This is a genomic window from Aliamphritea hakodatensis, from assembly GCF_024347195.1.
GTDB classification, from domain to species: domain Bacteria; phylum Pseudomonadota; class Gammaproteobacteria; order Pseudomonadales; family Balneatricaceae; genus Amphritea; species Amphritea hakodatensis.
The window spans coordinates 3710457-3731066 of the sequence record NZ_AP025281.1 but is presented as its reverse complement, the minus strand read 5'-3'; the positions used below and the strand labels follow the sequence as shown (position 1 = coordinate 3731066).

At 49.7% G+C, this 20610-nt stretch carries 22 protein-coding genes; 17 read left to right on the top strand and 5 right to left on the bottom strand.

Features of this window, described 5'->3' with window-relative positions:
• The first annotated feature begins 38 nt into the window (after positions 1 to 38).
• Positions 39 to 524, top strand: coding sequence for a YbaK/EbsC family protein (locus PCI15_RS17040; protein WP_271271132.1), 486 nt, complete (start codon positions 39 to 41; stop codon positions 522 to 524).
• Positions 525 to 771: 247 nt separating this feature from the next.
• Here PCI15_RS17040 and PCI15_RS17035 read toward each other — a convergent pair whose 3' ends face one another.
• A complete protein-coding gene (locus PCI15_RS17035; protein WP_271271131.1) occupies positions 772 to 1713 on the bottom strand; it encodes a LysR family transcriptional regulator in 942 nt (313 codons plus the stop codon).
• 216 nt (positions 1714 to 1929) lie between these two features.
• On the opposite strand from PCI15_RS17035, the gene PCI15_RS17030 reads away from it, so the two are divergent.
• From PCI15_RS17030 to PCI15_RS17010, 5 genes are all read left to right on the top strand, one after another.
• The gene (locus PCI15_RS17030; protein ID WP_271271130.1) at positions 1930 to 3429 is read left to right on the top strand and encodes an aldehyde dehydrogenase family protein; all 1500 of its coding nucleotides are present in this window, start codon (positions 1930 to 1932) and stop codon (positions 3427 to 3429) included.
• A 68-nt stretch (positions 3430 to 3497) separates the two neighbouring features.
• Positions 3498 to 4625: an alkene reductase gene (locus PCI15_RS17025; RefSeq protein ID WP_271271129.1), complete on the top strand. Its 1128-nt coding sequence runs from the start codon at positions 3498 to 3500 to the stop codon at positions 4623 to 4625.
• 63 nt (positions 4626 to 4688) lie between these two features.
• The gene (locus PCI15_RS17020; protein WP_271271128.1) at positions 4689 to 6026 is read left to right on the top strand and encodes an aldehyde dehydrogenase family protein; all 1338 of its coding nucleotides are present in this window, start codon (positions 4689 to 4691) and stop codon (positions 6024 to 6026) included.
• 51 nt (positions 6027 to 6077) lie between these two features.
• Positions 6078 to 6872, top strand: a complete 795-nt coding sequence (locus tag PCI15_RS17015) for a prolyl hydroxylase family protein (protein ID WP_271271127.1) — start codon at positions 6078 to 6080, stop codon at positions 6870 to 6872.
• Positions 6873 to 6887: 15 nt separating this feature from the next.
• Positions 6888 to 8030, top strand: a complete 1143-nt coding sequence (locus PCI15_RS17010) for a low temperature requirement protein A (RefSeq protein WP_271271126.1) — start codon at positions 6888 to 6890, stop codon at positions 8028 to 8030.
• Between the two features lie 424 nt (positions 8031 to 8454).
• On the opposite strand, the gene PCI15_RS17005 is transcribed toward PCI15_RS17010, so the two are convergent.
• Positions 8455 to 9477, bottom strand: a complete 1023-nt coding sequence (locus tag PCI15_RS17005) for a threonine aldolase family protein (RefSeq protein WP_271271125.1) — start codon at positions 9475 to 9477, stop codon at positions 8455 to 8457.
• 273 nt (positions 9478 to 9750) lie between these two features.
• Here PCI15_RS17005 and PCI15_RS17000 point away from each other — a divergent pair, with 273 nt between their 5' ends.
• The 8 genes from PCI15_RS17000 (at position 9751) to PCI15_RS16965 (ending at position 16785) form a co-directional block, all read left to right on the top strand.
• Positions 9751 to 10671, top strand: a complete 921-nt coding sequence (locus tag PCI15_RS17000; RefSeq protein ID WP_271271124.1) for an MBL fold metallo-hydrolase — start codon at positions 9751 to 9753, stop codon at positions 10669 to 10671.
• A 23-nt stretch (positions 10672 to 10694) separates the two neighbouring features.
• Entirely contained in the window at positions 10695 to 11342 is a 648-nt protein-coding gene (locus PCI15_RS16995) for a TetR/AcrR family transcriptional regulator (RefSeq protein WP_271271123.1), read from the top strand.
• Positions 11343 to 11648: 306 nt separating this feature from the next.
• Positions 11649 to 12080, top strand: a complete 432-nt coding sequence (locus PCI15_RS16990; RefSeq protein ID WP_271271122.1) for a hypothetical protein — start codon at positions 11649 to 11651, stop codon at positions 12078 to 12080.
• 302 nt (positions 12081 to 12382) lie between these two features.
• On the top strand, positions 12383 to 13396 hold the full coding sequence (dctP, locus tag PCI15_RS16985) for a TRAP transporter substrate-binding protein DctP (RefSeq protein ID WP_271271121.1): 1014 nt from the start codon (positions 12383 to 12385) through the stop codon (positions 13394 to 13396).
• Positions 13397 to 13457: 61 nt separating this feature from the next.
• Entirely contained in the window at positions 13458 to 14003 is a 546-nt protein-coding gene (locus tag PCI15_RS16980; protein WP_271271120.1) for a TRAP transporter small permease, read from the top strand.
• Positions 14003 to 15307: a TRAP transporter large permease gene (locus PCI15_RS16975; protein WP_271271119.1), complete on the top strand. Its 1305-nt coding sequence runs from the start codon at positions 14003 to 14005 to the stop codon at positions 15305 to 15307. The genes PCI15_RS16980 and PCI15_RS16975 overlap by 1 nt, the downstream gene beginning before the upstream one ends.
• Before the next feature lie 278 nt (positions 15308 to 15585).
• Complete coding sequence (locus tag PCI15_RS16970; protein WP_271271118.1) at positions 15586 to 16446, top strand: fumarylacetoacetate hydrolase family protein; 861 nt, start codon at positions 15586 to 15588, stop codon at positions 16444 to 16446.
• 12 nt (positions 16447 to 16458) lie between these two features.
• The gene (locus PCI15_RS16965) at positions 16459 to 16785 is read left to right on the top strand and encodes an NIPSNAP family protein (RefSeq protein WP_271271117.1); all 327 of its coding nucleotides are present in this window, start codon (positions 16459 to 16461) and stop codon (positions 16783 to 16785) included.
• A gap of 54 nt (positions 16786 to 16839) precedes the next feature.
• Here the strand turns inward: PCI15_RS16965 and PCI15_RS16960 are convergent, their stop codons facing one another.
• From PCI15_RS16960 to PCI15_RS16950, 3 genes are all read right to left on the bottom strand, one after another.
• Entirely contained in the window at positions 16840 to 17298 is a 459-nt protein-coding gene (locus PCI15_RS16960) for an Lrp/AsnC family transcriptional regulator (RefSeq protein ID WP_271271116.1), read from the bottom strand.
• A gap of 65 nt (positions 17299 to 17363) precedes the next feature.
• A complete protein-coding gene (locus tag PCI15_RS16955; RefSeq protein WP_271271115.1) occupies positions 17364 to 17777 on the bottom strand; it encodes a cupin domain-containing protein in 414 nt (137 codons plus the stop codon).
• Between the two features lie 10 nt (positions 17778 to 17787).
• Positions 17788 to 18189, bottom strand: a complete 402-nt coding sequence (locus tag PCI15_RS16950; RefSeq protein WP_271271114.1) for a RidA family protein — start codon at positions 18187 to 18189, stop codon at positions 17788 to 17790.
• A 177-nt stretch (positions 18190 to 18366) separates the two neighbouring features.
• Here PCI15_RS16950 and PCI15_RS16945 point away from each other — a divergent pair, with 177 nt between their 5' ends.
• Genes PCI15_RS16945 through PCI15_RS16935 form a run of 3 tightly spaced genes read left to right on the top strand, consistent with a single transcriptional unit; the run spans position 18367 to position 20540 of the window.
• On the top strand, positions 18367 to 19194 hold the full coding sequence (locus PCI15_RS16945; RefSeq protein WP_271271113.1) for a prephenate dehydratase: 828 nt from the start codon (positions 18367 to 18369) through the stop codon (positions 19192 to 19194).
• A gap of 15 nt (positions 19195 to 19209) precedes the next feature.
• Entirely contained in the window at positions 19210 to 19821 is a 612-nt protein-coding gene (locus PCI15_RS16940; protein WP_271271112.1) for a glutathione S-transferase N-terminal domain-containing protein, read from the top strand.
• 53 nt (positions 19822 to 19874) lie between these two features.
• Positions 19875 to 20540 (top strand): GntR family transcriptional regulator, encoded by a 666-nt coding sequence (locus PCI15_RS16935; RefSeq protein ID WP_271271111.1) that lies wholly within the window; start codon positions 19875 to 19877, stop codon positions 20538 to 20540.
• The last annotated feature ends 70 nt before the right edge of the window (positions 20541 to 20610 follow it).

Sequence of the window (20610 nt, the reverse complement as noted above, 5' to 3'; positions counted from 1 at the left end):
GATATAACGCTTCAACGTAATTAAAGGATACTTTGGCTTTGAATAATTCTACAGATTTAAAAACGCATAAGGTCTTAGATAGCCTTGGAATTGATTGTGAGATTATTAAATGTAAATCTGAATTGTCAGATACTAAAGTGTTTTGTGAACACTATGGATATTCAGTGAATGAATCTGCCAATCTATTATTGGTTGCATCTAAAAAGGGTGAAAAAAAGTATGCGGCATGCCTGGTTCTGGCGACAACCCGGTTGGATGTAAATAAAGCGGCCAGAAAAAAATTAGGTGTTTCGCGTATATCTTTCGCAAGTCCTGATCAAACACGGGAATTAACGGGCATGGAGCTTGGTGGAGTTACTCCTTTTGGCTTGCCAGAGAGCATTCCGGTATGGATCGATTCCCGTGTCATGCAGTGTGAGCAAGTCATTATCGGTGGAGGCAACCGTGAATCTAAAATCATAATGGCTCCAGAAATGTTAATGAAGATTCCAAATATGGAGATTGTAGAAGACCTTGCTTTTTAAGCCTGTTATCGAACGATTTTTTGGCGCAGAGCATCACTAAACTGTTTAAAGTTCTGTGGCTGATTGTCCTGTGAGTAACTCGTCGCTATGTCTGCATCGGGCAGAGCCGTCATTTTACAGTGGCTTCTGTTCCGATCACTTTTTTGAACTGGCGTGGCTTAGCCATCAGCCAGATCCCATCCCGTACAAATTATAAAACCAGAGAGCAGGTCTTTTTCTTGCCTGTTCTCCGCCCCCGCGTTTTGGGTTATACGCTATTCGGCTGAGTTGGCGGGATGTCTGTATCCAGCTGATTATGCGGTGTGACCTGGCTCTTCAGTAATTCGATAATCCATTTATGCACGGGGCTGTGGTTAGAGCGGCTGTGCCAGGCGGCGATGACTTCAAAGCTTGGCGGGGCAATGTCTAGCTGCAGCGGTGCCACTTTATCATTAGGCAGCAGCCGTGAGGGCAGAAAGGCAACCGTGTCAGACTGTTCAATAATATCGGCTGCTGCCGCAAAGCTTGGCACCGACATAACAATGTTTCGTTTGAGCCCCTGCTGGGCAAACCAGTTGTCGTGGGAGCCTTTCAGGTTGGCCCGCGAAGGGGAGACGATCAGTTGCGGCTGGCTGGCAATATCACTGAGTTGCAGTGGCTTACCGATTAACGGTGAATGCCGGGATGCAACGCAGATATGCTGTTCCCGGAACAGTAACAGCGAGTGGCATTTGTCGGGTACGAAGGCTGAGAATGTCAGGGCCAGGTCTATTTCAGATGATGCGAGCAGGTTATAGAGGTTGTCTGATTCGAAGTCCCGGATGATGAGTTTCAGGTTGGGTGCCGCTGAGCGGATGGCGGATGTGAGCGAGGGCAGCACGGCTTTGATTGCATAATCGGTGGCACTGATGATGAAGGTGCCGCTGAGTTTTTCCGCACTGAAGTTCTTATCAGAAAACAGACCTTCCACTTCATTGAGGATGGTGTTGATCTTGTCTTCCATCTCTTCTGCCAGTGACGTGGGGACCACACCGCTACTGCTTCTGACGAACAAGTGGTCGTTAAAAATGATCCGCAATTTACGCAGCTGTTCGCTGATGGCTTGCTGGGTCAGGCCCATCTGAGCGGCAACCCGCGACAGATTCCTTTCCTGTAACAGCCCCTGAATGATCCGTAACTGCTTGATATCAATCTTGTTAATTTCGCTCATCGTCGTATTGCCTGCCGTTTTACAAAGGGGATACAAGTTCAAAAAAACATCATCATTAAAGATTGTATCACTAACAATTAAACCTTGTTTTTAATTGTATCACTGAATAAATACCATTGAATCCTGATTGAGTTAGCGGCTTTTAAAAAAACGGATTGCGTCAGTTGATTACCGGATTTTTACCAGCCTTGTTCCCGTTTTTATCAGGAGAAAATCATGAACCAGCCAGTTACCCCATTACAGAATGTACGGCCCCAGGCGAAATATCAGCTTTATATCGGCGGCCAGTGGGTAGACAGTGCCAGCGGGCGCACCATGCCCAGTGAAAACCCGGCAACCGGTGATGTGCTTAGCCAGATCCCGCTTGCGAACGCTGAAGATGTTGAGGCGGCCGTCAGCGCGGCGGAGAAAGGGTTTGCTCTGTGGCGTAAGACGTCACCGGTTGAGCGCCAGAATGCCCTTTTGAAAATTGCGGATCTGATGGAGGCCGAAAAAGAAAAGTTTGCGTGGCTGGAAGCGCTGGAAACCGGTAAACCGATTCGCGAAACCTCACTGATTGATGTGCCGCTGGCAATTGATCACTTCCGCTACTTTGCCGGCGTTATTCGCGCTCGGAGCGATGAGGCGGTGATGATTGATGATCAGACAATGAGCCTGGTGTTCAGCGAGCCGATGGGGGTTGTTGGTCAGGTGATTCCATGGAATTACCCGATCATGATGGCGGCCTGGAAGATTGCGCCGGCCATTGCGGCAGGTAATGCGGTGGTGATTAAGCCGTCTGAAATGACCTCTACCACGCTGCTTGAACTGACCAAAATTCTGGATCAGGTATTGCCGGCCGGTACGGTTAACGTGATTACCGGGGTTGGTCCGGAAGCCGGTCAGGCGCTGCTGGATCACCCGCGTATTGCCAAGCTGGCGTTCACCGGTTCTACGGGGATTGGCTACAACGTTGCCCGTGCGGCGGCTGAAAAGCTGATTCCGGCTACGCTGGAGCTGGGCGGTAAGTCTGCCAATATCATCTTCCCGGACGCCAACTGGGATAAAGCAATGGAAGGGGCGGCGCTGTCAATTCTGCTGAACCAGGGGCAGGTTTGTGAATCCGGTGCCCGTCTGTTTGTGCATGAAGATATTTATGACAAGTTCTTAGCAGAGCTGAAAACCCGCTTTGAGTCGGTGCAGGTGGGTGACCCGATGGATTTTGCGACCCAGATGGGCAGCCAGGCCAGCGAAGCACAGATGAACCGTATTCTGGGCTATATCGACATTGCGAAGAAAGAAGGCGCGCAGATTCTCACCGGCGGTAACCGTTTACTGAAACCCGGTCTGGAAAATGGCTACTTCATTGAACCGACCATTATCACCCATGCAAACAATTCCATGGAGATTGCCCAGCAGGAGATCTTCGGGCCGGTTGTTGTGGTGATTCCGTTCTCTTCTGAAGAGGAAGTGATTGGGCTGGCGAATGATTCTGACTACGGCCTGGCAGGCGGTGTCTGGACGCAGGATATTAACCGTGCCATCCGCGTGGCCCGGGCGGTTGAAACCGGCCGTATGTGGGTGAATACCTACCACGAGCTGCCCGCTCATGCACCGTTCGGCGGGTATAAGAAGTCCGGTATTGGCCGTGAAACCCATAAAGAGATGCTGGATGCCTATTCTGAGAAGAAGAACATCTTCATCAGCCTTAACGAAGGCGGTTACGGCCTCTTCTGATCTTTATTCAATTTTCTATTAATCCGGCCTGCGCATTGCGCGCAGGCCTGCAACGAAGTGATTTCAACATGCAGGAAAAAACATTATTCAGCGCGGTGACGCTGGGCCCTTATACCCTTAAAAACCGCATTGTGCTGCCGCCTCTGACCCGTTCCCGCAGCAGCCAGCCGGGCAATATTGCTAACCCTCTGATGGCGGAGTATTACGGCCAGCGCACCGGGGCCGGTTTTATGGTCACCGAAGGGACACAAATCGAACCCCGTGGGCAGGGGTATGCCTGGACGCCGGGTATTCATTCTGCCGAACAGGTCGAAGGCTGGAAGCATGTTACCCGGGCGGTGCATGACAAGGGCGGCATTATTTTTGCGCAGTTATGGCATGTGGGCCGGGTGTCTCATGAGACGCTGCAGCCGGATGGCGGTGCACCGGTCGCGCCTTCTGCAATCCGCGCGGATGCGGTGAAGGTATTCATCGAGACGGGGCCAGGCGAAGGTGCTTTGGCAGATCCGAGTGAACCGCGGGCGCTGACCACCGCTGAAGTTAAAGCGCTGGTGCAGTTGTATGCACAGGCCGCCCGCAATGCTCTGGAAGCCGGGTTTGACGGGGTTGAGCTGCACTGTGCCAACGGCTATCTGATCAACCAGTTCATTTCTGAACATACTAATCAGCGGACGGATGAGTATGGTGGCAGCCTGGAAAACCGCCTGCGTTTCCTGCGTGAAGTGGTGGCGGCCGTGGCGGAAGTGGTAGGGCCACAGCGCCTGGGTGTTCGTTTTGCGCCCCTGTTTGAAAGTACCGATGAAGACCGGGTGTATCTGGGACTGGTGGAAAGCGATCCGCATACCACGTATCTGGAAGCGGTTCGTTTACTGAACCGGGCGGGCATTGCGTATTTATCACTGGCAGAGGCTGACTGGGATAACGCGCCGGATCTGCCGGAAGATTTCTATGCCGCGGTACGGGAGAACTTTTCTGGCACGATTATGTATGCCGGTAAGTACAGCGCGGAAAAAGCCCGCCGGGTACTGAGTAAAGGTTACGGGGATATTTTCGGCTTTGGCCGTCCGTTCATCGCGAATCCGGATCTGCCGGAAAGAATCCGCAACGGCTGGAGCTTAAATCAGGTTGACCCGGCCACCATGTACGGCGGCACTGACAGGGGCTATACGGATTATTCCCTGTATCAGCAGGATTAACGTCAGAAATGACGGCTGTGTTCCCTTTGCCAGGGAAGGCTTTTTTATTCGCAGGAGTTTTGTATGAAAGTTTTAGTTTCCTATAACCCGGGTGATGATTCTGTTCTGGGGGAAGTCCCGGTGACTGATGCGGGTGATTACCAGCGGGTGCTTAAGCAGGCCCGTCAGGCGAGTATTGGTTGGCAGGCAATGCCGATGGACAACCGGGTTGCACTGATCCGGGAGGCTTTCGGATTGGTGGATGGGTACAGTGATAACCTGGCGCGTCTGCTGAGCCGTGAGATGGGTAAAGATCTCCGCCGTTCTATGGGGGAAGTTAAAGGCGCGGTTTACGGTGCAGGGGTGATTGCCGGTAATGCCCGGCAGGCGTTGCAGCCAGAGCCGGTCAGCGCCCGGGAACGTGTTGAGTATCAGCCGCTGGGGGTCTGTGGCGTAATTTCACCCTGGAATTACCCGTTGGCGATGGCGGTTAATCTGATGGTTCCCGCACTGGTGGCGGGGAATGTGGTGATCTTTAAACCGTCTGAAGAAACCCCTTTGATCGCGGATCATGTGGTGCAAATCCTTAATCAGGTATTGCCAGACAATGTGTTGCAGATTATCCACGGTGACGCTGAGGTGGGCCGGATGCTGGTGGACAGTGACATTGATATTGTTGCTTTTACCGGTTCACGGCGGGCGGGTAAGGAGATCATGCAGAGTGCTGCTAAGCGTCTGACCCGGCTGGTGATGGAGCTGGGCGGTAATGATCCGATGCTGGTTCTGAATGATGCCGATCTGCAGTCAGCGGCCCGGTTTGCGGTTGCCAGCAGTTTCGAAAATGCCGGTCAGATGTGTACCTCAACCGAACGGATCTATGTGGATAGCCGTGTTGCTGAAACCTTCGAGCAGCAGGTGGTTGCTATTGCCCGGCAGTACAGTGTTGGGCAGTGGAATACCCCAAGGGTGAATATCGGGCCGATTATTAACAGCCGTCAGCATCAGAAGATTACTGAACATATCAGTGATGCAGTAGAGAAGGGGGCGCGCCTGTTATTGGGTGAAACGGCTCCGGCAGGGCCTTTTATCCCTCCAACCGTGCTGGCGGATATCACCCCGCAAATGCTCACCGAGCAGGAAGAGACGTTCGGGCCGGTGGTGGCCATCAGCCGGTTCAATGATCTTGATGACGCCGTGGCCAGAGCGAATGCCAGTGACTATGGCCTTGGTGCTGTGGTGTTTGGCGGGGAAGACGCCGCTGCTGTTGCCAGCCGTTTGCAGGCGGGCATGGTGGCGGTTAATCAGGGGGTGGGTGCCGGCGGTGACAGCCCCTGGGTTGGAGCCAAGCAAAGCGGTTTTGGTTTTCATGGTTCAGCAGCCGGGCATCGTCAGTTTGCGCAGCTGCGGGTAATGAGTCTCTGAACACAGGGACGGTTAATCGCGCCACACAAGGGTGGCGCAGTGGAGTATGTTATGAATGATACTGCAACAGACAGCAGCGGCCAGGTAACGGCCGGGTTTTATGTGGTGGCCCGGGAACCGGGGGCGGAGAATCCGTCGTTACCGACCTGGGGCAATGAGTCGTTAAACCCGCTGGCGTTGGACAACAATTATCAGGGAGATGTTATCCGCAAAGATCTGGCGGCAGTGCCTGGCGGTTTCCAGCTGCTGAATGTGTTTTCTGCCGAAGAATGCCAGCGGTTCATTGAGCTGACCGAGCAACTGGAATATCTGCCGGATGCCCCCGTGTCGCTGCCACGTCGGGTGCGGCATAACGACAATGTTACCTGGGTGGTGGATACCGCCACTGAGGAACTGATCTGGCAACGGGTAAAATCACTGTTCCCCCCGGAAGCGATTTATGATGACCGCGAAGCGCTGGGGCTGAATGCCCGGTTTCGTTTCTACCGGTATCAGCAGGATGATTTCTTCCGCCCGCATATTGACGGCGACTGGCCCGGCAGCCGGATTGTTGACCGGGAATTAATCACCAATGCTTACCCTGATCGCTGGAGCCGGATGACGTTTTTGATTCTGCTAAGCGATGATTTCCTGGGTGGCAGCACTCAGTTTTGGGTGGATAAGAACAACCCCAGGTTACCGGCAACGAATGCCAGTGATGCGCATTTGGTGGATGTCCGTACTCCCCGTGGCGGTGTGCTGTGTTTCCCGCACGGTACTCATCCGCTCCATTGCCTGCACAGTTCTGAGCCGATTCTCAAGGGTGTTAAGTACATCATCCGTACGGATGTTCTGTTCAGTCTGTAAACGGGGGAGTTGATTATGTTGCAGTATTTATATGACCGGCAGCATCGCCATGCAACCTGGCTGGAGCTGTTTTTCGACCTGGTCTTTGTCGCGGTGCTGGGGGTTGTTGCCCATGATCTGGCGTATACTCACGAAGGGCATATCAGCCTGGAGCAGTTGCTGAAGTTTGCGCTGGTGTTTATCCCCGTCTGGTGGATCTGGATGGGGCATACCCTGTTTGCCAATATTTACGACAGGGATGACCGGCAGCACCGGGTGATTACGTTGCTGATTATGGCCTGCATCGTGGTGCTATCAATCTTCAGTAAGAAGGTGCTGGCCGGTGACTTTGTGTGGTTTGTGCTGGTGTATTTTGTTATCCGGCTGTTTATTGCCGGGCTATACCTGCTTGAGCTGGCCTCCGGTCAGCCACATCACCGGGCAATTATTTTGCCCAAGGCTGGCATGATCACGGTAGGCGCGATGATTAGCCTGAGTGCTGTCTGGTTGCCGGATAATTACAAATATCTGCTGTTTTACGGCGGTATCTTACTGGATATGCTGGGGCAGCTGTGGATCCGCAAAAGCAATAAACGCCACAGCAAAACTGATTTGCGCCACTTTGTAGAGCGCATGGGCTTACTGTCGATCATTATTCTGGGTGAGTCAGTCATTGTGATGGTGGCCAGCTTGCCTGAGGCGACAGGTGACAGCCGGGGAATCTTCAGTGCGGCGGTCAGCTTTGTGTTGCTGGGGGCTGTCTGGTGGATCTACTTTGACAGTTTTCCCATGCTGGAACGCGCCCGGCGACTGGTGTCCGGTAATGTGCTGATTTATTCGCACTTACTCCTGTGTACCGGGTTACTGATTCTGGCGAACCTGATTCAGCATGCAATTCTGAATGATCTGGACCGCGCCACTTTCAGCTTGTTTGCGATCAGCGGGTTGTCTTTGTTTTATCTGGGTAAGCAGATTCCCTACTGGGTTGGCTTTCCACCCTGGCGTTTGCGTATCCTGCTGAATACCGTGATCTGCATTGGCTGTACTGTATTCAGCGTACTGCTGGCAGACATTGCCCAGGCCTTAATTGGCATGACAGTGGGAATGCTGGTGTACGTCTGGATGACTCTGCGTTATGTGGTGACCGTCGATGTCAGTGAGTATTTACTGAAGGAATAAACCCCACCGCTCAGGGATGAGCAACGGATGACGGTTGTGATTCAGGTAATGGCTGTCGCATCAAAGGCCCTGAACAGAAGCGGCCGGTTACTTTGCACATTCATCGTGACGACCGTTCCATCCACCCATCACCGGTATGATACAAGGTGTATTCCCGCCTTCCGGTTTTCCTCTGAAAGTTCGGTTATCCGACGCTTTGGATATCCGGGGAGTGCGCAGATGTTATATCGGCCCGTCTGTCTCATTAAGCATGGCTTTTAACCATCAAGGGGACGCGTACCTGTGAGGCAGAATCCGGGACTCGGAGTATTGTTAACCCGGTTAGCCAGGTGTCAGATAAGACTGGGAATTGCCTGCTTACAGATACAGGGCAGGGGGGAAGCAGGTACTGCGCCGTTAAACGGGCAACAGTACCTGAGCAGGGTTACAGCAGTGCAATAAATTCATCCACTTTTTCTTCCGGCGTTGCCCAACCGGTGACCAGCCGCACCACCGAGCTGTCGGCAGTTTTGCGGCTCCATACGTAGAAATCGAACTTCTCTTGTAAACGGGTAATCAGTGCATCCGGTAACACGGCGAAGATCTGATTGGTTTCGGTATCGGCTTCCAGTTGAAGGCCGTGACTTTGCAGGCCTGCAGAGAGCCTTTTGGCCATCTTATTGGCATGTTCTGCCAGCTCGAAATAGAGGTTATCTTTAAACAGTTCGACAAACTGAATGCCGAGTAACCGGCCCTTGGATAACATGCCTCCCCGTTGTTTCACGTTGAAGGCGAAGTCTTCTGCCAGCGCGGGATTATTAATAATGATTGCTTCTCCGATGAGTGCGCCGTTCTTGGTGGCACCCAGCGAAAACAGATCAGTCAGTTGGGCAATGTCCTGCAGGCTAAGATCATTCTTTTCAGCTGTTAAGGCGGTTGCCAGACGGGCGCCGTCAAGAAACAGGAAAAGATTATTCTCCCGGCAGAATTCAGAGATCGCCGTTAATTCCTGCTTACTGTAAAGCGTACCCAGCTCAGTGGCGTTGGAAAGATACACCAGTTTTGGTTTCACCATATGAGGCACGTGAGCATGATCAGTCAGCACCTGCTCCAGTTGCTTGACGGTAATTTTACCCTGCTGATTGCTGACATTGATGATCTTATGTCCGGTCGCTTCAATGGCCCCGGTTTCCCGTACCACGATATGACCGGTATCTGCAGATACGACAGCTTCGTAGGGGCGCAGGCAGGAAGACATGATGATAATGTTGGCCAGGGTCCCGCCTACCACCAGATACACTTCAGACTGTTCAGCATTAATATCCCGTTTAATCAGTTGCTTAGCCTTACTGGTGTACTCATCGTGTCCGTAAGCGGTTTGCTGGATGAGATTGGTATTCGCCAGGGCGCTTAGAATATTCGGATGACAGCCTTCGCTGTAGTCATCAAGAAAACTGTATTTAGTCATAGTTCTTGCCGTATAGGTTGTTCAGTAAGCTTACTATAAAAGGTTGCTGTTGCAGGGGCTTGTAAAATATTGCAATACATATACGTATGGGGCCAGATGATTTATTCAGATTGATTAATAACGCAATGGCGGTGACTTTTTACGGTGTTTTTTTAGTCTGTATTGCGGGGTCGTTAGTCATATTGGCGGGGTTTTATGCTGGATTGCGTTTTACTGTTATATGGAGATCTTTTATCAGGCGTGGGGCGTTTGTGATCATCGATTTTGTACCCTATGGTATTAAAAAATCAATCAGAGGTAGTTAAAGAAATGTTTTTAAGAGCCCTGGCAGTCGCCGCCACTTTGTTTATGCTGTCTGCGAATGCATACAGTAAAGTCAGTCTCAGTGAGTTTGTTGGCACGAAAGAGTTAGTTAATTCTTTTCTTGTTGATGATGGTAAAGATTCACTATTGATTGATGCGCAGATTGATAATGAAAATGCAAAGGAACTTGTAAAGGTTATCGAAAAATCCAATACGAATTTAAAGTATATTTTTGTTACCCATTCTCATCCTGACCATTATATGGGGTTGGCGTATATTCTGGATATGTATCCTCAGGCGCAGGTCCTGGTGGCCAACGAGGATATTAAAAACAGCATTATCGCTAATACAGTATTTATGCAGGAAAATGGCTTTTTGTCAGTGCCTGAAATGCATACGGATAAGTTCGACTATGAAGCAGCACTTGAGGTGATGAAGGGGAATAAGATTTATTTTCCGTCAGGTACGGCTTTACTTGTACAGGATGACTATCTGTCCAGTGAGACGGGATTTATTTCGACGCTGTACAGCCCTGATCTGAATGCTTTGTTTGCTTCAGATTTAGCCTACAACAAGGTTTTCCCGTGGTTGGGTGAGTGGATGGGCGCACCGGTAGGGAATCAGGAGATCACTAACTGGAAATTTAATCTGGAAATCATGGAACGTCGCTGGGGTGAGCTGAAGCCTGTTGTCTATGCCGGTCATGGTGAGGCTGGCGGTTTTGAAATCTTTGCTGATTTAATTGAGTACATGGAGATTTTCCAGTTTGTTGTGCGTACTTCAGGCAGCTTTGAAGAAGCATACAATAAGTTGGAACTGTTGTTTCCTGAATACAGTGAAGCAGAGCTGTTCCTGAATTTTTCTCTGAAAAATCATATACCCGGTAAGTAATACGTCTGTTGAGTCCCGTTGTTATGTCAGATGATTTGATTTTTAAAAGTCAGCGTCCCGCTACCCTGAAAGGCTGTAAGCGTAAGTTACAGATCATTGAGGTAGCTGAAAACCTGATGCATCAGCGGGGCTTTAAAGCAGTGAGTCTGGATGATGTTTTTTGTGCGGCTGATGTCACTAAGAGTCAGTTCTATTATTACTTTTCCGGTAAACAGGCGCTGGTTGATGAGGTTTTGTTCAGCTATAACCGGCGTTTTTTACCCGCCCGCTGTTTGCCTCTGGACAGTTGGGAAAAATTGCAGGAATGGTTTGATTATCTTAATGAAGCCAGCCGTAGCAGTGGTACAGCCCGCAGTTGTCTGCTGGGAATGTCAGTGGCTGAGGCGATGAGCCCGCCGCTCAGTTGTCGCCAGGCATCTGATCTGGACGCCTCAGTATTCGGGGCGGTTATCCGTGAGTTAAATGCCGGTTTTAGAGCCATGCAGCGCGCAGGTGAGTTTCCGTCTTCTGTGAATACTTACTCCCTGGCGGTGTTTTGTCTCGCCTGTATCCAGGGGGCTGCGCTGACCGTTAAAGCGTCCCGGGGTGGATATCTGCTTAAAGACAGCCTGGAGCATTTAATGGGCTATCTGCGTCAACCGGTGAAAATTCAGGGTGTTTTTTCTGAGTAGTCATTTGTTTTCAGTTTTTAGTGCTGAGAGTATTTTTTATTCTGTTCTTTGGTGATGAGTTTCAGTTGCTGGGTGTTTTCGGCAACGATTCGCAATCCTGTATTTTGTCATTCTGATACCATTTTTAAGTGTTGATATTGGTTTCCTGGTGCTGAAAAAAACGTAGTTTCAGGTTGGGAGGTATCGCTGGTTTCTGGGTAACTCCAGTTCAACAGGCCTTAGGGTCTGTTGCATATTTCCTGAGCATTTTTGAATGTTTTTAACCAATGATCTGAGAGAAACAGAAATGACTTTGGAGATGTGTTTATGCTGTATACCTTGCTCAAAATTCTTTTGGTGATTCATCTGGCCGGGGTAATTCTGGGATTTATCGGTGGCCGGGTACATGGTGCGCTAATTAGCTGGTTAGAAACAGCTCCGGCAGACACTGCCGAAATTCTCTGGCGCTATGAGAAGAGCGCTTCTTATATGGCGTTTTTAGGGACTTCCTTACTGATTATCACCGGTATTTTAATGCTGGTGTATAAGTGGGGCGGCCTTGCTGGTCAGGATTGGTTATTCTGGGTGAAGATGGTGTTGGTGGCTGCGGTGGGCGGTGCCGAAATTGTTCGCCATATTACTGCCGTGAAATGGCGTCAGGGTGATCAGTCAATGCTTGCCTGGACTAAAAACTCGGGTAAGTTTTCCGGTATTGCAGCCGTGCTGACGGTTATTGTCGGTGTGTTTAATTTTAATTAAATGAGTTGAATTCATAAGCAGTCATACATTTATGGCTGCTTTTTTTTGCGTTTTATAAAGAGGTTTTTATAGGTTCTTAATCCGGATCATAGAGGTGGCAATTTGATTGACTTATATGTCTTATATTTAGTGTTCTGTGTTTTTTTTTATATTTTTTAAGGTCGCATTAGCAACCCGATGCTAATAACTAGGTGGTAGTATTTTTCCCTGTCAGGTGAACGGTTTTACCTTCTTATCTGATTATTTAACTAACTCACAATCATGAGTTTGGTTGGCGATACAATAAAAAACTGGAGCTATTTATGCTTGCTAATAAAATAAAAAATGCGGCCGTCGGTTTAGGCTTTTCTGCTGCTTTAACCCTGTCTTCTGGTGTTACCTATGCGGAAGAAATGATTTTGGCTCACCCGATGCCAGCTGAGCATATTTTTGATCATACCTCGCAGATCTTTACCAAGAAACTTGCCGATCTGAACGGTGATGATATTTCTGTTAACTACCAGCCTGGTGGTGCCCTTGGTGACTGGACTTCCCTGTTTGAGCAGACAATACAGGGTGAGATTCCAATGACGATGACGTTTGCTTCGAGTGAATTTGATCCCCGGCTGAATATCTTCATTCTTGGATATATTTCAGATAACTGGGATACCGCTAAGTCATTATATGGCCCTCAGGGTGCCATGATGGATGTGTATAACGATATCTATGCTGACCTGAATATGAAGCTGCTGGCGATTTTGCCGTCGGACTTCGGAGGGGTGGCAATCCGTAAAGGGGTAGGCGCTGTACCTGTCAATTATCCTCAGGATGGTGAAGGTCTGAAGATTCGCGTACCGCCTATTTCTCTGGCGCAAAAACGGTTCGAACTGCTGGGATTTGATCCGATTCCAATGGCCTTCTCTGAACTTTATACCTCGTTACAGTTAGGGGCTGTGGATGGCCGTTCTTTTGGTCCTCCGTCTGAAATCTGGCAGATGCGCGATGTGCTGGAGACCTACATCTTTACTAAGGATGTCTTTGAACACGGTTTCTGGCTGGTGAATCTGGACTGGTGGAATGACCTGAACAGTGAGCAACAGGCGAACATTCAGGGAGCGGTTGATCATTCTGTTGAATGGGCCTGGCAGGAAGCACGTAACCTGAGTGACAAGACTCTGGCAGACATTGAAAGCTATGGCATCGATGTGGTCGAGTTGTCACCGGAGCAACTGGAAAATACCAAGGCGCTGCTGCGTGAGGAAGAGTGGTCCTGGTTGCAAAATGAAACTGACGCGGCCTTTGTGGCCGGTGTACGTGAGAAAATAGCTGCGAAGTAACCAACCTGTGTGAAGTCGGGGCGCTGGCCCTGACTTCCCCGTTAGTTGAAAGGTATGAATCATGTTGGTTATTTTTCTTAAAAAACTTGATGTCAGGCTGGCGCAGTTCCTTCGTTACAGTGTTGTGGTATTAAGCCTGCTGCTGGCGGCGCTGATGTTTACTGCTGTTATTCTGCGGTATGTCCTGAGCGCGTCTTTTCCTGAAGTTGAAGAGTTGAGTGTTCTGGTGGGCCTGTGGCTGTACTTCTTTGCGATGATTATTGTTACCCGTGAGCGTAGCCATTTGCACGGTGGGATCGCGGATCTGCTGAATATGAGCGATAAGTTAAGGGCTGGCATTCAGTATATGAATTACCTGATCGCGTTTGCGCTTACCTCTGCTTTTGCTTTTTATACCGTCAAGTATCTTCTCTTCACCATGAAAATAAACCGTACCAGCACCAGTTTGCAGTGGCCAACGGCTATTTGGGTGTCTGCTGCTGTATTTGGTTTTCTGTTGATGGCGATGTATCTGAGCAGAGAGTTATTCAGCTTCCGATTTAAAGTGGGTGATTACGACTATAAGTCGCCGCATCCTTCTAAAGATAAACCGTTAGGGGAGCTGTGATGCTGGTACTGAGCCTGACACTGTTATTTATTGTTGTTTTTCTATTGCTGGGTATGCCGGTTGCCTACGTGTTCGGTATTGGTTCATTAGGTTTTGCCTTGCTGGCCGGAAAGAGTCTGGGGTATTTGGTGCCTCATGCGTTCTGGCAACTGGGCAGTTTTGCCTTATTGTCGCTGCCGTTGTTTATTATTTCCGGTGCGCTGATGGGGGCCAGTGGGATATCAGACCGGCTGGTGAATTTTATTAATTCCATCGTAGGTTCGATTCGGGGTGCGCTGGGGGCGGTAACCATTATTACCTGCGCGCTGTTCGGGGCCATCGCCGGTTCCGGTGCGTCTGCAATTGCTGCTATCGGGTCGATTATGATTCCGAAGATGGTGCAGCAGGGGTATCCCCGGGGATACGCAACGGCACTGGTTGGCTGTTCTTCGGTACTGGCGTTGTTGATACCGCCAAGCGTGCCGATGATCGTATTTGCCCTGGCGGGCGGTTTGTCTGTGGCGGCGGCATTTTTATCGACGATCCTGCCGGGCATCATGATTGCCCTGATTTACTGTGTGATCAACTTCATCTATGTACGCAGGCTGCCGGGTGTTAAAGCGGATGTGAAACTTGAGCCCGCTGAGCGGCGCAAGTTAGTGTTCAGCTCCACCCGTAAGGCCAGCTGGGCGCTGATGATGCCCGTTATTATGCTGGGTGGCATTTATGGCGGCGTGTTTACGCCAACAGAGGCGGCAGCAGTGGCGTTAATTTATACGCTGCCGGTGGGCTTTTTCATCTATAAAGGGCTGAATTTTAAAACCGCGTCTGATGCCATCGTGAAGGGGGTGATCAGTATCGGTGCGATTGTGACGATGATCTTTTTCCTGTTCATCATGAGCCGGGCAATGATACTCGAACAGGTCCCTCAGCAGTTGTCGGCGTTCCTGTTGTCATTGTCTGATAATAAGATCTTTATCCTGTTGCTGATTAACCTGGTGCTGATTCTGATCGGGATGCTGGTGGATGATGTTTCCGGCAGTATTTTGGCCTCGATTATTCTTTTACCGGTTGCGACTGATCTGGGGATTCACCCGATCCATTTTGCTGCGATTGTCGGAACAAACCTGGGGCTTGGCAATATAACGCCCCCCTGTGCCCCCTTATTGTATATGGCCGGGTCTGTGGGTAAGGCGCAGATAAATGAATACCTGGCACCGACGCTGAAGTTTTTATTGCTGGGGCATTTACCGATTGTCCTGCTGGTTACCTTCGTACCTGATTTGGCGCTCTTCCTGCCACGGCTGTTACTGGGATTGGAATGATCAATTCATAACGCTTCTCACTCGATGCTGTCCAAGCATTTTTGCCCTCGTAAGAGGGCTTTTTTTTGTCTGCAATCGGGCGTGTGTTTTTTCTGATAAATCTTGGTTGTCTGCTAAAAGTCAGCCGTTTAGAGGTGCAGTACGCAAACGGGACAAAGCACTGTTTTGGTATATTCAAATCAGGATGAATGCACGGATTTCTTAGGCTTCCTGAGTTTGGAAGGTGTTGCGCGTGCCCTGTAACACCTTGTGTCAAAAGAAAATTATACAGGCTGATTATGAATAACAATTTATTAGTGAATTATGAGTATCGCGGTGCCCGTTATATCGGCATAACTAAGGGGGAGGGGATTGTATGTGTGGATCAGCATTCCGGTTATTCCAGCGATAGACATCCGTTCCTGAGTGCCGCATTACGTAATGAGTACCTCAGTGTTGCGGCCAATAATGATATTGATCATGAGCTGCAGGATGTCACTCTGTTGCCGCCGGTTGAGCACTCTCAACGGGTGATCTGTGTTGGCCTTAACTACGGCAAGCATGTGCAGGAAACCGGCCGCAGTCACGGTGATTATCCGGTGCTGTTTACCCGTTTTGCCTCTACTCAGGTGGGGCATGGCCAGCCTTTGTTGGTGCCTGAACAGAGTGATGAACTGGATTTTGAAGGTGAGTTGGCACTGGTGATCGGTAAGGGCGGACGCCGCATCAGTCAGCAGCAGGCGTTTGAGCATATTGCCGGTTACAGCTGCTATAACGATGCGACGGTACGCGACTGGCAGTTCCATACACATCAGTACACTGCGGGTAAAAACTTTCCGGCTACCGGTGGCTTCGGGCCCGGTCTGATGCCGGTAGAGTGTGTGCCTGAACTGGCGCAGCTGGAAATCAGAACTGAGCTGAACGGGGTGGTGGTTCAGCAGGCTAAGCTTGGTGAGATGCTGTTTCCGGTGGAACGGATTATCGAATACGTGTCTGCTTTTACGGACTTATCGCCGGGCGATGTAATTGTTACCGGGACCCCGGGTGGCGTAGGTTTCAAGCGCGAGCCGAAACTGTTCATGAAGGACGGAGATACCGTCAGCGTATCTGTCAGTGGCATTGGTGAGCTGGTGAATCCGGTAAGAAAAGAACAGCTGTAAGGAGTATTGCTTATGATTATTGAGCAGCGTACCTACCGTTTAAAGCCTGGGGCTGTGCCTGAGTTCTTACGTATTTATGGCAGTGAAGGTTATGAGCTACAGAAGTCTTTACTGAAAAATCCTGTGGGCTACTACTACACCGAAATCGGTGGCGTGAATGAAGTGGTTCATATGTGGGCGTATGAAAGTTTTGCCCGGCGTGAAGAACTGCGTGCAGACTTGCTTGCTCATCCTGAGTGGCAGGCATTTCTGGGTAAGGTTGGCCACTTGCTGGATCAGATGGATAACAAAATTCTGCGCCCGGCAGCATTTTCGCCGTTACCACAACTGAAAGATTAATGTTGTAAATGGAGGGCCGGAGATTGCCGGCCCATTACCTGAAGTCTGTATGGCTCAGAGTGGGATGGATGTGCTGTATTTCACCGGTTTCATGGTGATGGTCGTCTGAATGTTTTTGACGCCTTCGATCAGTGTCAGCTTATCCATCAGGAAGGTTTGGTAGCTGTCTATACTCTGCGCCACAATTCTTAAAATGTAGTCGTACTTGCCAGTCACCAGGTAGCATTCCATTACTTCCGGGTAATTCATGATGGCGTCTTCAAAGTGTTTGACGGATTCTTTGGTTTGTTTATCCAGGGCGACATTCGCGTAAATGCTGATCGGGAAACCGACTGCCGCAGGCTCTACCAGTGCGACGTATTCTCGTATGATGTTGGTGTCTTCGAGGTGCTTTACCCGGCGGGAACAGGGGGATTGTGATAAGCCTATTTCGTCGGCAAGATCTTTGTTTTGTTTTTTTCCGTCCTTTTGCAGTCTCCTGAGTATTTCCTTGTCAAATTTATCAATGCTCATTATGTGCTCCGAAATATAACTGATAAGTAAACTAACCCCATGATTTCATGGGGTTAGCCTTTTTGCTAGCTTTCCGAGGATAGCTTACCGACAGTATCTTCTGTGTGGTAGGACGGAATCTCGTCGTAATGAGGGCCGTCGTATATTTCCAGCATCAGGCAGTCTTCAATCGCCCTGGTCGGGCCGTGATAGGAGCCCTTTGGGTTCCAGTAAAAACTGTTGCCCTGCAGGATCAGGCTGTCCGGCTCCAGGTATTCGTAGGTACCTTTGACGCAGTACATGAACTGGTTCGAAGCGTGTTTGTGACGTACCGGGATACCCGCGCCCTTAGGGATGTCCAGCAGGGAGATGCTGGCACCGGTCTCAGGGTTTTCATACAGCGTGTTTACCCGCACACCGCCGGTTTTTTCTAATAAAACCCAGTTTTCTTCCGGTGGGCTGACAATCAGTGTTTCTAAGCTCTTAGTAATATCGCTCATTTCAGGCTCCTTATACAGACTGGCCAATCGCCGCTACTGCGCTGATTTCAATAAGGCATTCAGGATCAACCAGCCGGGTCACTTCAACCATAGCAGACGCCGGAGGATTTTCCGGGAAGTACTCTTTGCGCACGGCATGGGTTGTCTTGAATTGGGTAACGTCGGTGGCATAGACGGTGACATTCACTATGTCTTTCAGGCTGCCGCCGGCCGCTTCAACAGCGGTTTTCAGGTTTTCACAGATTTGCCGGGTCTGAGCGGGCATGTCGCCTTTACCAACAACCTCCCCCTGTTTATTGCGGGCGGTGACGCCGGAGATATACAGGTGTTTACCTGGCTCCGACATAACGGCTGTTGTCCATACGCCGAAAGGTGCTGACATCTCTTCTGGATTGATATGTGTAATGGCCACGTGAGTGCTCCTGTTGATTTGTTAACGGAGAGTTTTGCTCTACTGATGATGCTTGCATCATGTAAAAATATTATGATATGTTTTGTGATATATCAAGTGATATGAAATTTAGGCGGGCACAACTGGATAGTTGGATGAACTACAGTTACAGAATTGATGCTGGCCGGAGAGACAGAAATGAACAAAATTTCCACCCTGGGGCCCCGGGGTACTTTTTCAGATGCTGCCACGATGAACTATATGCAGCGCGCGGATGAACGGTCGGAGCCGGTGTATTTCCGGTCGATCAAGAGCGCACTGTGTGCAATCGGTGAAGAGTGCGATCTGGGGGTAATTCCGGTGGAAAATTTTTCAGAGGGCTATGTGTCGATTGTGCTGGATCATCTGGTTGCAGCACCGCTGATCATTCTTGGGGAAATTTACCAGAGCGTAAAATTTTCTTTCATCAGTAAAGAGAAAGATCTGGCTGCGATAAACCAGCTGTATGCACAGTTTGTGGCTAAAGGGCAGTGTGTGGATTTCATTGCATCGCTGGGTGAGATTAATGTCATCAATACTGACAGTAATATTTACTCACTGGAAATGTTGCGGGATAACAGCCATGGCTGCGGGGCGATTGTACCGGCGGGGAGTTTTGATCCTGCTGATTATCCGACGGTGATTGAAGATGTGGGGGATTTCAGTGACAACCAAACCCGTTTTCTGGTGCTGGGTAACGCTGATCAATACCCCCAGGTAAGCCATGCTGCTGAGAAGACCAGCATTATTATTCTTGATCATAATGATTACGCCGGGCTGTTGTGCGAGGTGCTGAAACCGATGGCAAAGCGGGGCATTAATCTGACCAGTATTGTTTCCAGACCCACCCGTAAGATGTTTGGTAAGTATTATATTTTTATCGATTTTATTGGCTCTCTTGCTGATCTTAAGGTGCAGGAGGCGTTGGCCGAAATGCGCAAAATCTCGACAGTGAAACTGTTGGGCTCCTATCGGAAAATCTATTAATTGGTAGCAGTAATTATGAAGCTTTATGCAATTAACGGTGCCTGTTCACAGGCAGTCAGAATTACCCTTAATGAACTGGGCGTTGATTATCAGGTTGCAGATGTTGATCCGGGATCAAAGCTAACCGGCGAAGGTGAAAATTATCTGGATATTAATCCTAACGGTTATGTGCCAGCGCTTGTCGCTGAAGATCATGGTGTGCTGACAGAAGTGCCGGCTATTTTGCAGTATCTGGCAGATGCATATCCGCAGGCTGAGCTGATTGCCGAGAACGGTAGCTGGGAGCGTTACCAGCAGCAGGCCATGCTGAACTTTTTATCTTCTGAATTACATAAAGCGTTCTCGCCATTTTGGTACCAGCCGGACATGACCTGGCAGGAACGCAGCAGTGCCTTGGATAAGCTGAAACGCCGGCTTGATTATATTGATGCTGTTCTGGCTGATGATACAGTGTTCTTACACGGTGAAAAGCTAACGGTTGCCGATATCTATGCGTATGTGATTATCAGCTGGACCCGGCATCATGATATATCCATTACGCCCTGGCAGAATATCTGTCGCTTTATGGAGTCTCATGCTAACCGCCAAAGTTTTTCTGCTGCGGTTGCCGCTGAAACTGCCGGCTGAACACCGGAAGGGCTCAGGACCGTTGAGTGACTTATGCAATGGCCTGGGGGATAATGCCTCGTTTTTTAATTACTCAGGTGCTGATTTTGGCTGCTGCAAAGAACAAAGTGTCTTTAACCGATCAGGTTTATGAAAATATTAAATGGAAGATCCTTTCAATGGAATTCGCGCCGGGTGCGTATCTGAATGAACTGGAACTTTGCAGCCAGCTTGGGTATACCCGGGCGCCGGTACATCATGCGTTGCAGCGTCTCAAATATGATGGGCTGGTGGATATCATTCCCCGTAAAGGCGTTGTAGTTAAAGCGCTGACGCCTAAAGATATTGAGAACTTGATTGAAGCACGGTTACCCTTGGAAGTGGCCATGGTCGCCTGTGCGGCTGAACGTGCGACTGAAGAGCAGTGTCAGGCACTGCAGGAAATTTTACAGCAGGCTTATGCCCTGATTGAAAATAATGATCAGCAGGGGCTTATTCGTCTGGACCGGGATTTTCATACCTCTCTGGCGCAGATGACCGGTAACGATTTCTTTGTTGACCTGGTGGGCAATCTGCACCAGCGGTCGACCTTACTCTGGCATTTTTCTGTCTCGGACAAGCAAACTTATGTGGCAGTACAGAAACAGCACGAAGCCATCGCGGATGCTGTGTGCCGAAGAGATCAGGCTGCTGCTGTGGCGGCGATTACCCAGCATCTGAAGTATTTTTCTAAACACTGAAACATAACCGAATGTCTTTGCCGGTGCTGCTCAGCTGTATTGCAGTTTCGGCAAAAAAATTTAGCTGATT

Bases quoted from the DNA above. Each gene is read 5' to 3' on its own strand.
- PCI15_RS16990 (WP_271271122.1), top strand. From the start codon at position 11,649: ATGCTGTATACCTTGCTCAAAATTCTTTTGGTGATTCATCTGGCCGGG.
- PCI15_RS17020 (WP_271271128.1), top strand. From the start codon at position 4,689: ATGAAAGTTTTAGTTTCCTATAACCCGGGTGATGATTCTGTTCTGGGG.
- PCI15_RS16980 (WP_271271120.1), top strand. From the start codon at position 13,458: ATGTTGGTTATTTTTCTTAAAAAACTTGATGTCAGGCTGGCGCAGTTC.
- PCI15_RS17000 (WP_271271124.1), top strand. From the start codon at position 9,751: ATGGTATTAAAAAATCAATCAGAGGTAGTTAAAGAAATGTTTTTAAGA.
- PCI15_RS17025 (WP_271271129.1), top strand. From the start codon at position 3,498: ATGCAGGAAAAAACATTATTCAGCGCGGTGACGCTGGGCCCTTATACC.
- PCI15_RS16975 (WP_271271119.1), top strand. From the start codon at position 14,003: ATGCTGGTACTGAGCCTGACACTGTTATTTATTGTTGTTTTTCTATTG.
- dctP (WP_271271121.1), top strand. From the start codon at position 12,383: ATGCTTGCTAATAAAATAAAAAATGCGGCCGTCGGTTTAGGCTTTTCT.
- PCI15_RS16965 (WP_271271117.1), top strand. From the start codon at position 16,459: ATGATTATTGAGCAGCGTACCTACCGTTTAAAGCCTGGGGCTGTGCCT.
- PCI15_RS17015 (WP_271271127.1), top strand. From the start codon at position 6,078: ATGAATGATACTGCAACAGACAGCAGCGGCCAGGTAACGGCCGGGTTT.
- PCI15_RS17010 (WP_271271126.1), top strand. From the start codon at position 6,888: ATGTTGCAGTATTTATATGACCGGCAGCATCGCCATGCAACCTGGCTG.
- PCI15_RS16945 (WP_271271113.1), top strand. From the start codon at position 18,367: ATGAACAAAATTTCCACCCTGGGGCCCCGGGGTACTTTTTCAGATGCT.
- PCI15_RS17030 (WP_271271130.1), top strand. From the start codon at position 1,930: ATGAACCAGCCAGTTACCCCATTACAGAATGTACGGCCCCAGGCGAAA.
- PCI15_RS16955 (WP_271271115.1), bottom strand. From the start codon at position 17,777: ATGAGCGATATTACTAAGAGCTTAGAAACACTGATTGTCAGCCCACCG.
- PCI15_RS17035 (WP_271271131.1), bottom strand. From the start codon at position 1,713: ATGAGCGAAATTAACAAGATTGATATCAAGCAGTTACGGATCATTCAG.
- PCI15_RS16995 (WP_271271123.1), top strand. From the start codon at position 10,695: ATGTCAGATGATTTGATTTTTAAAAGTCAGCGTCCCGCTACCCTGAAA.
- PCI15_RS16960 (WP_271271116.1), bottom strand. From the start codon at position 17,298: ATGAGCATTGATAAATTTGACAAGGAAATACTCAGGAGACTGCAAAAG.
- PCI15_RS16940 (WP_271271112.1), top strand. From the start codon at position 19,210: ATGAAGCTTTATGCAATTAACGGTGCCTGTTCACAGGCAGTCAGAATT.
- PCI15_RS16935 (WP_271271111.1), top strand. From the start codon at position 19,875: ATGCCTCGTTTTTTAATTACTCAGGTGCTGATTTTGGCTGCTGCAAAG.
- PCI15_RS16970 (WP_271271118.1), top strand. From the start codon at position 15,586: ATGAATAACAATTTATTAGTGAATTATGAGTATCGCGGTGCCCGTTAT.
- PCI15_RS17005 (WP_271271125.1), bottom strand. From the start codon at position 9,477: ATGACTAAATACAGTTTTCTTGATGACTACAGCGAAGGCTGTCATCCG.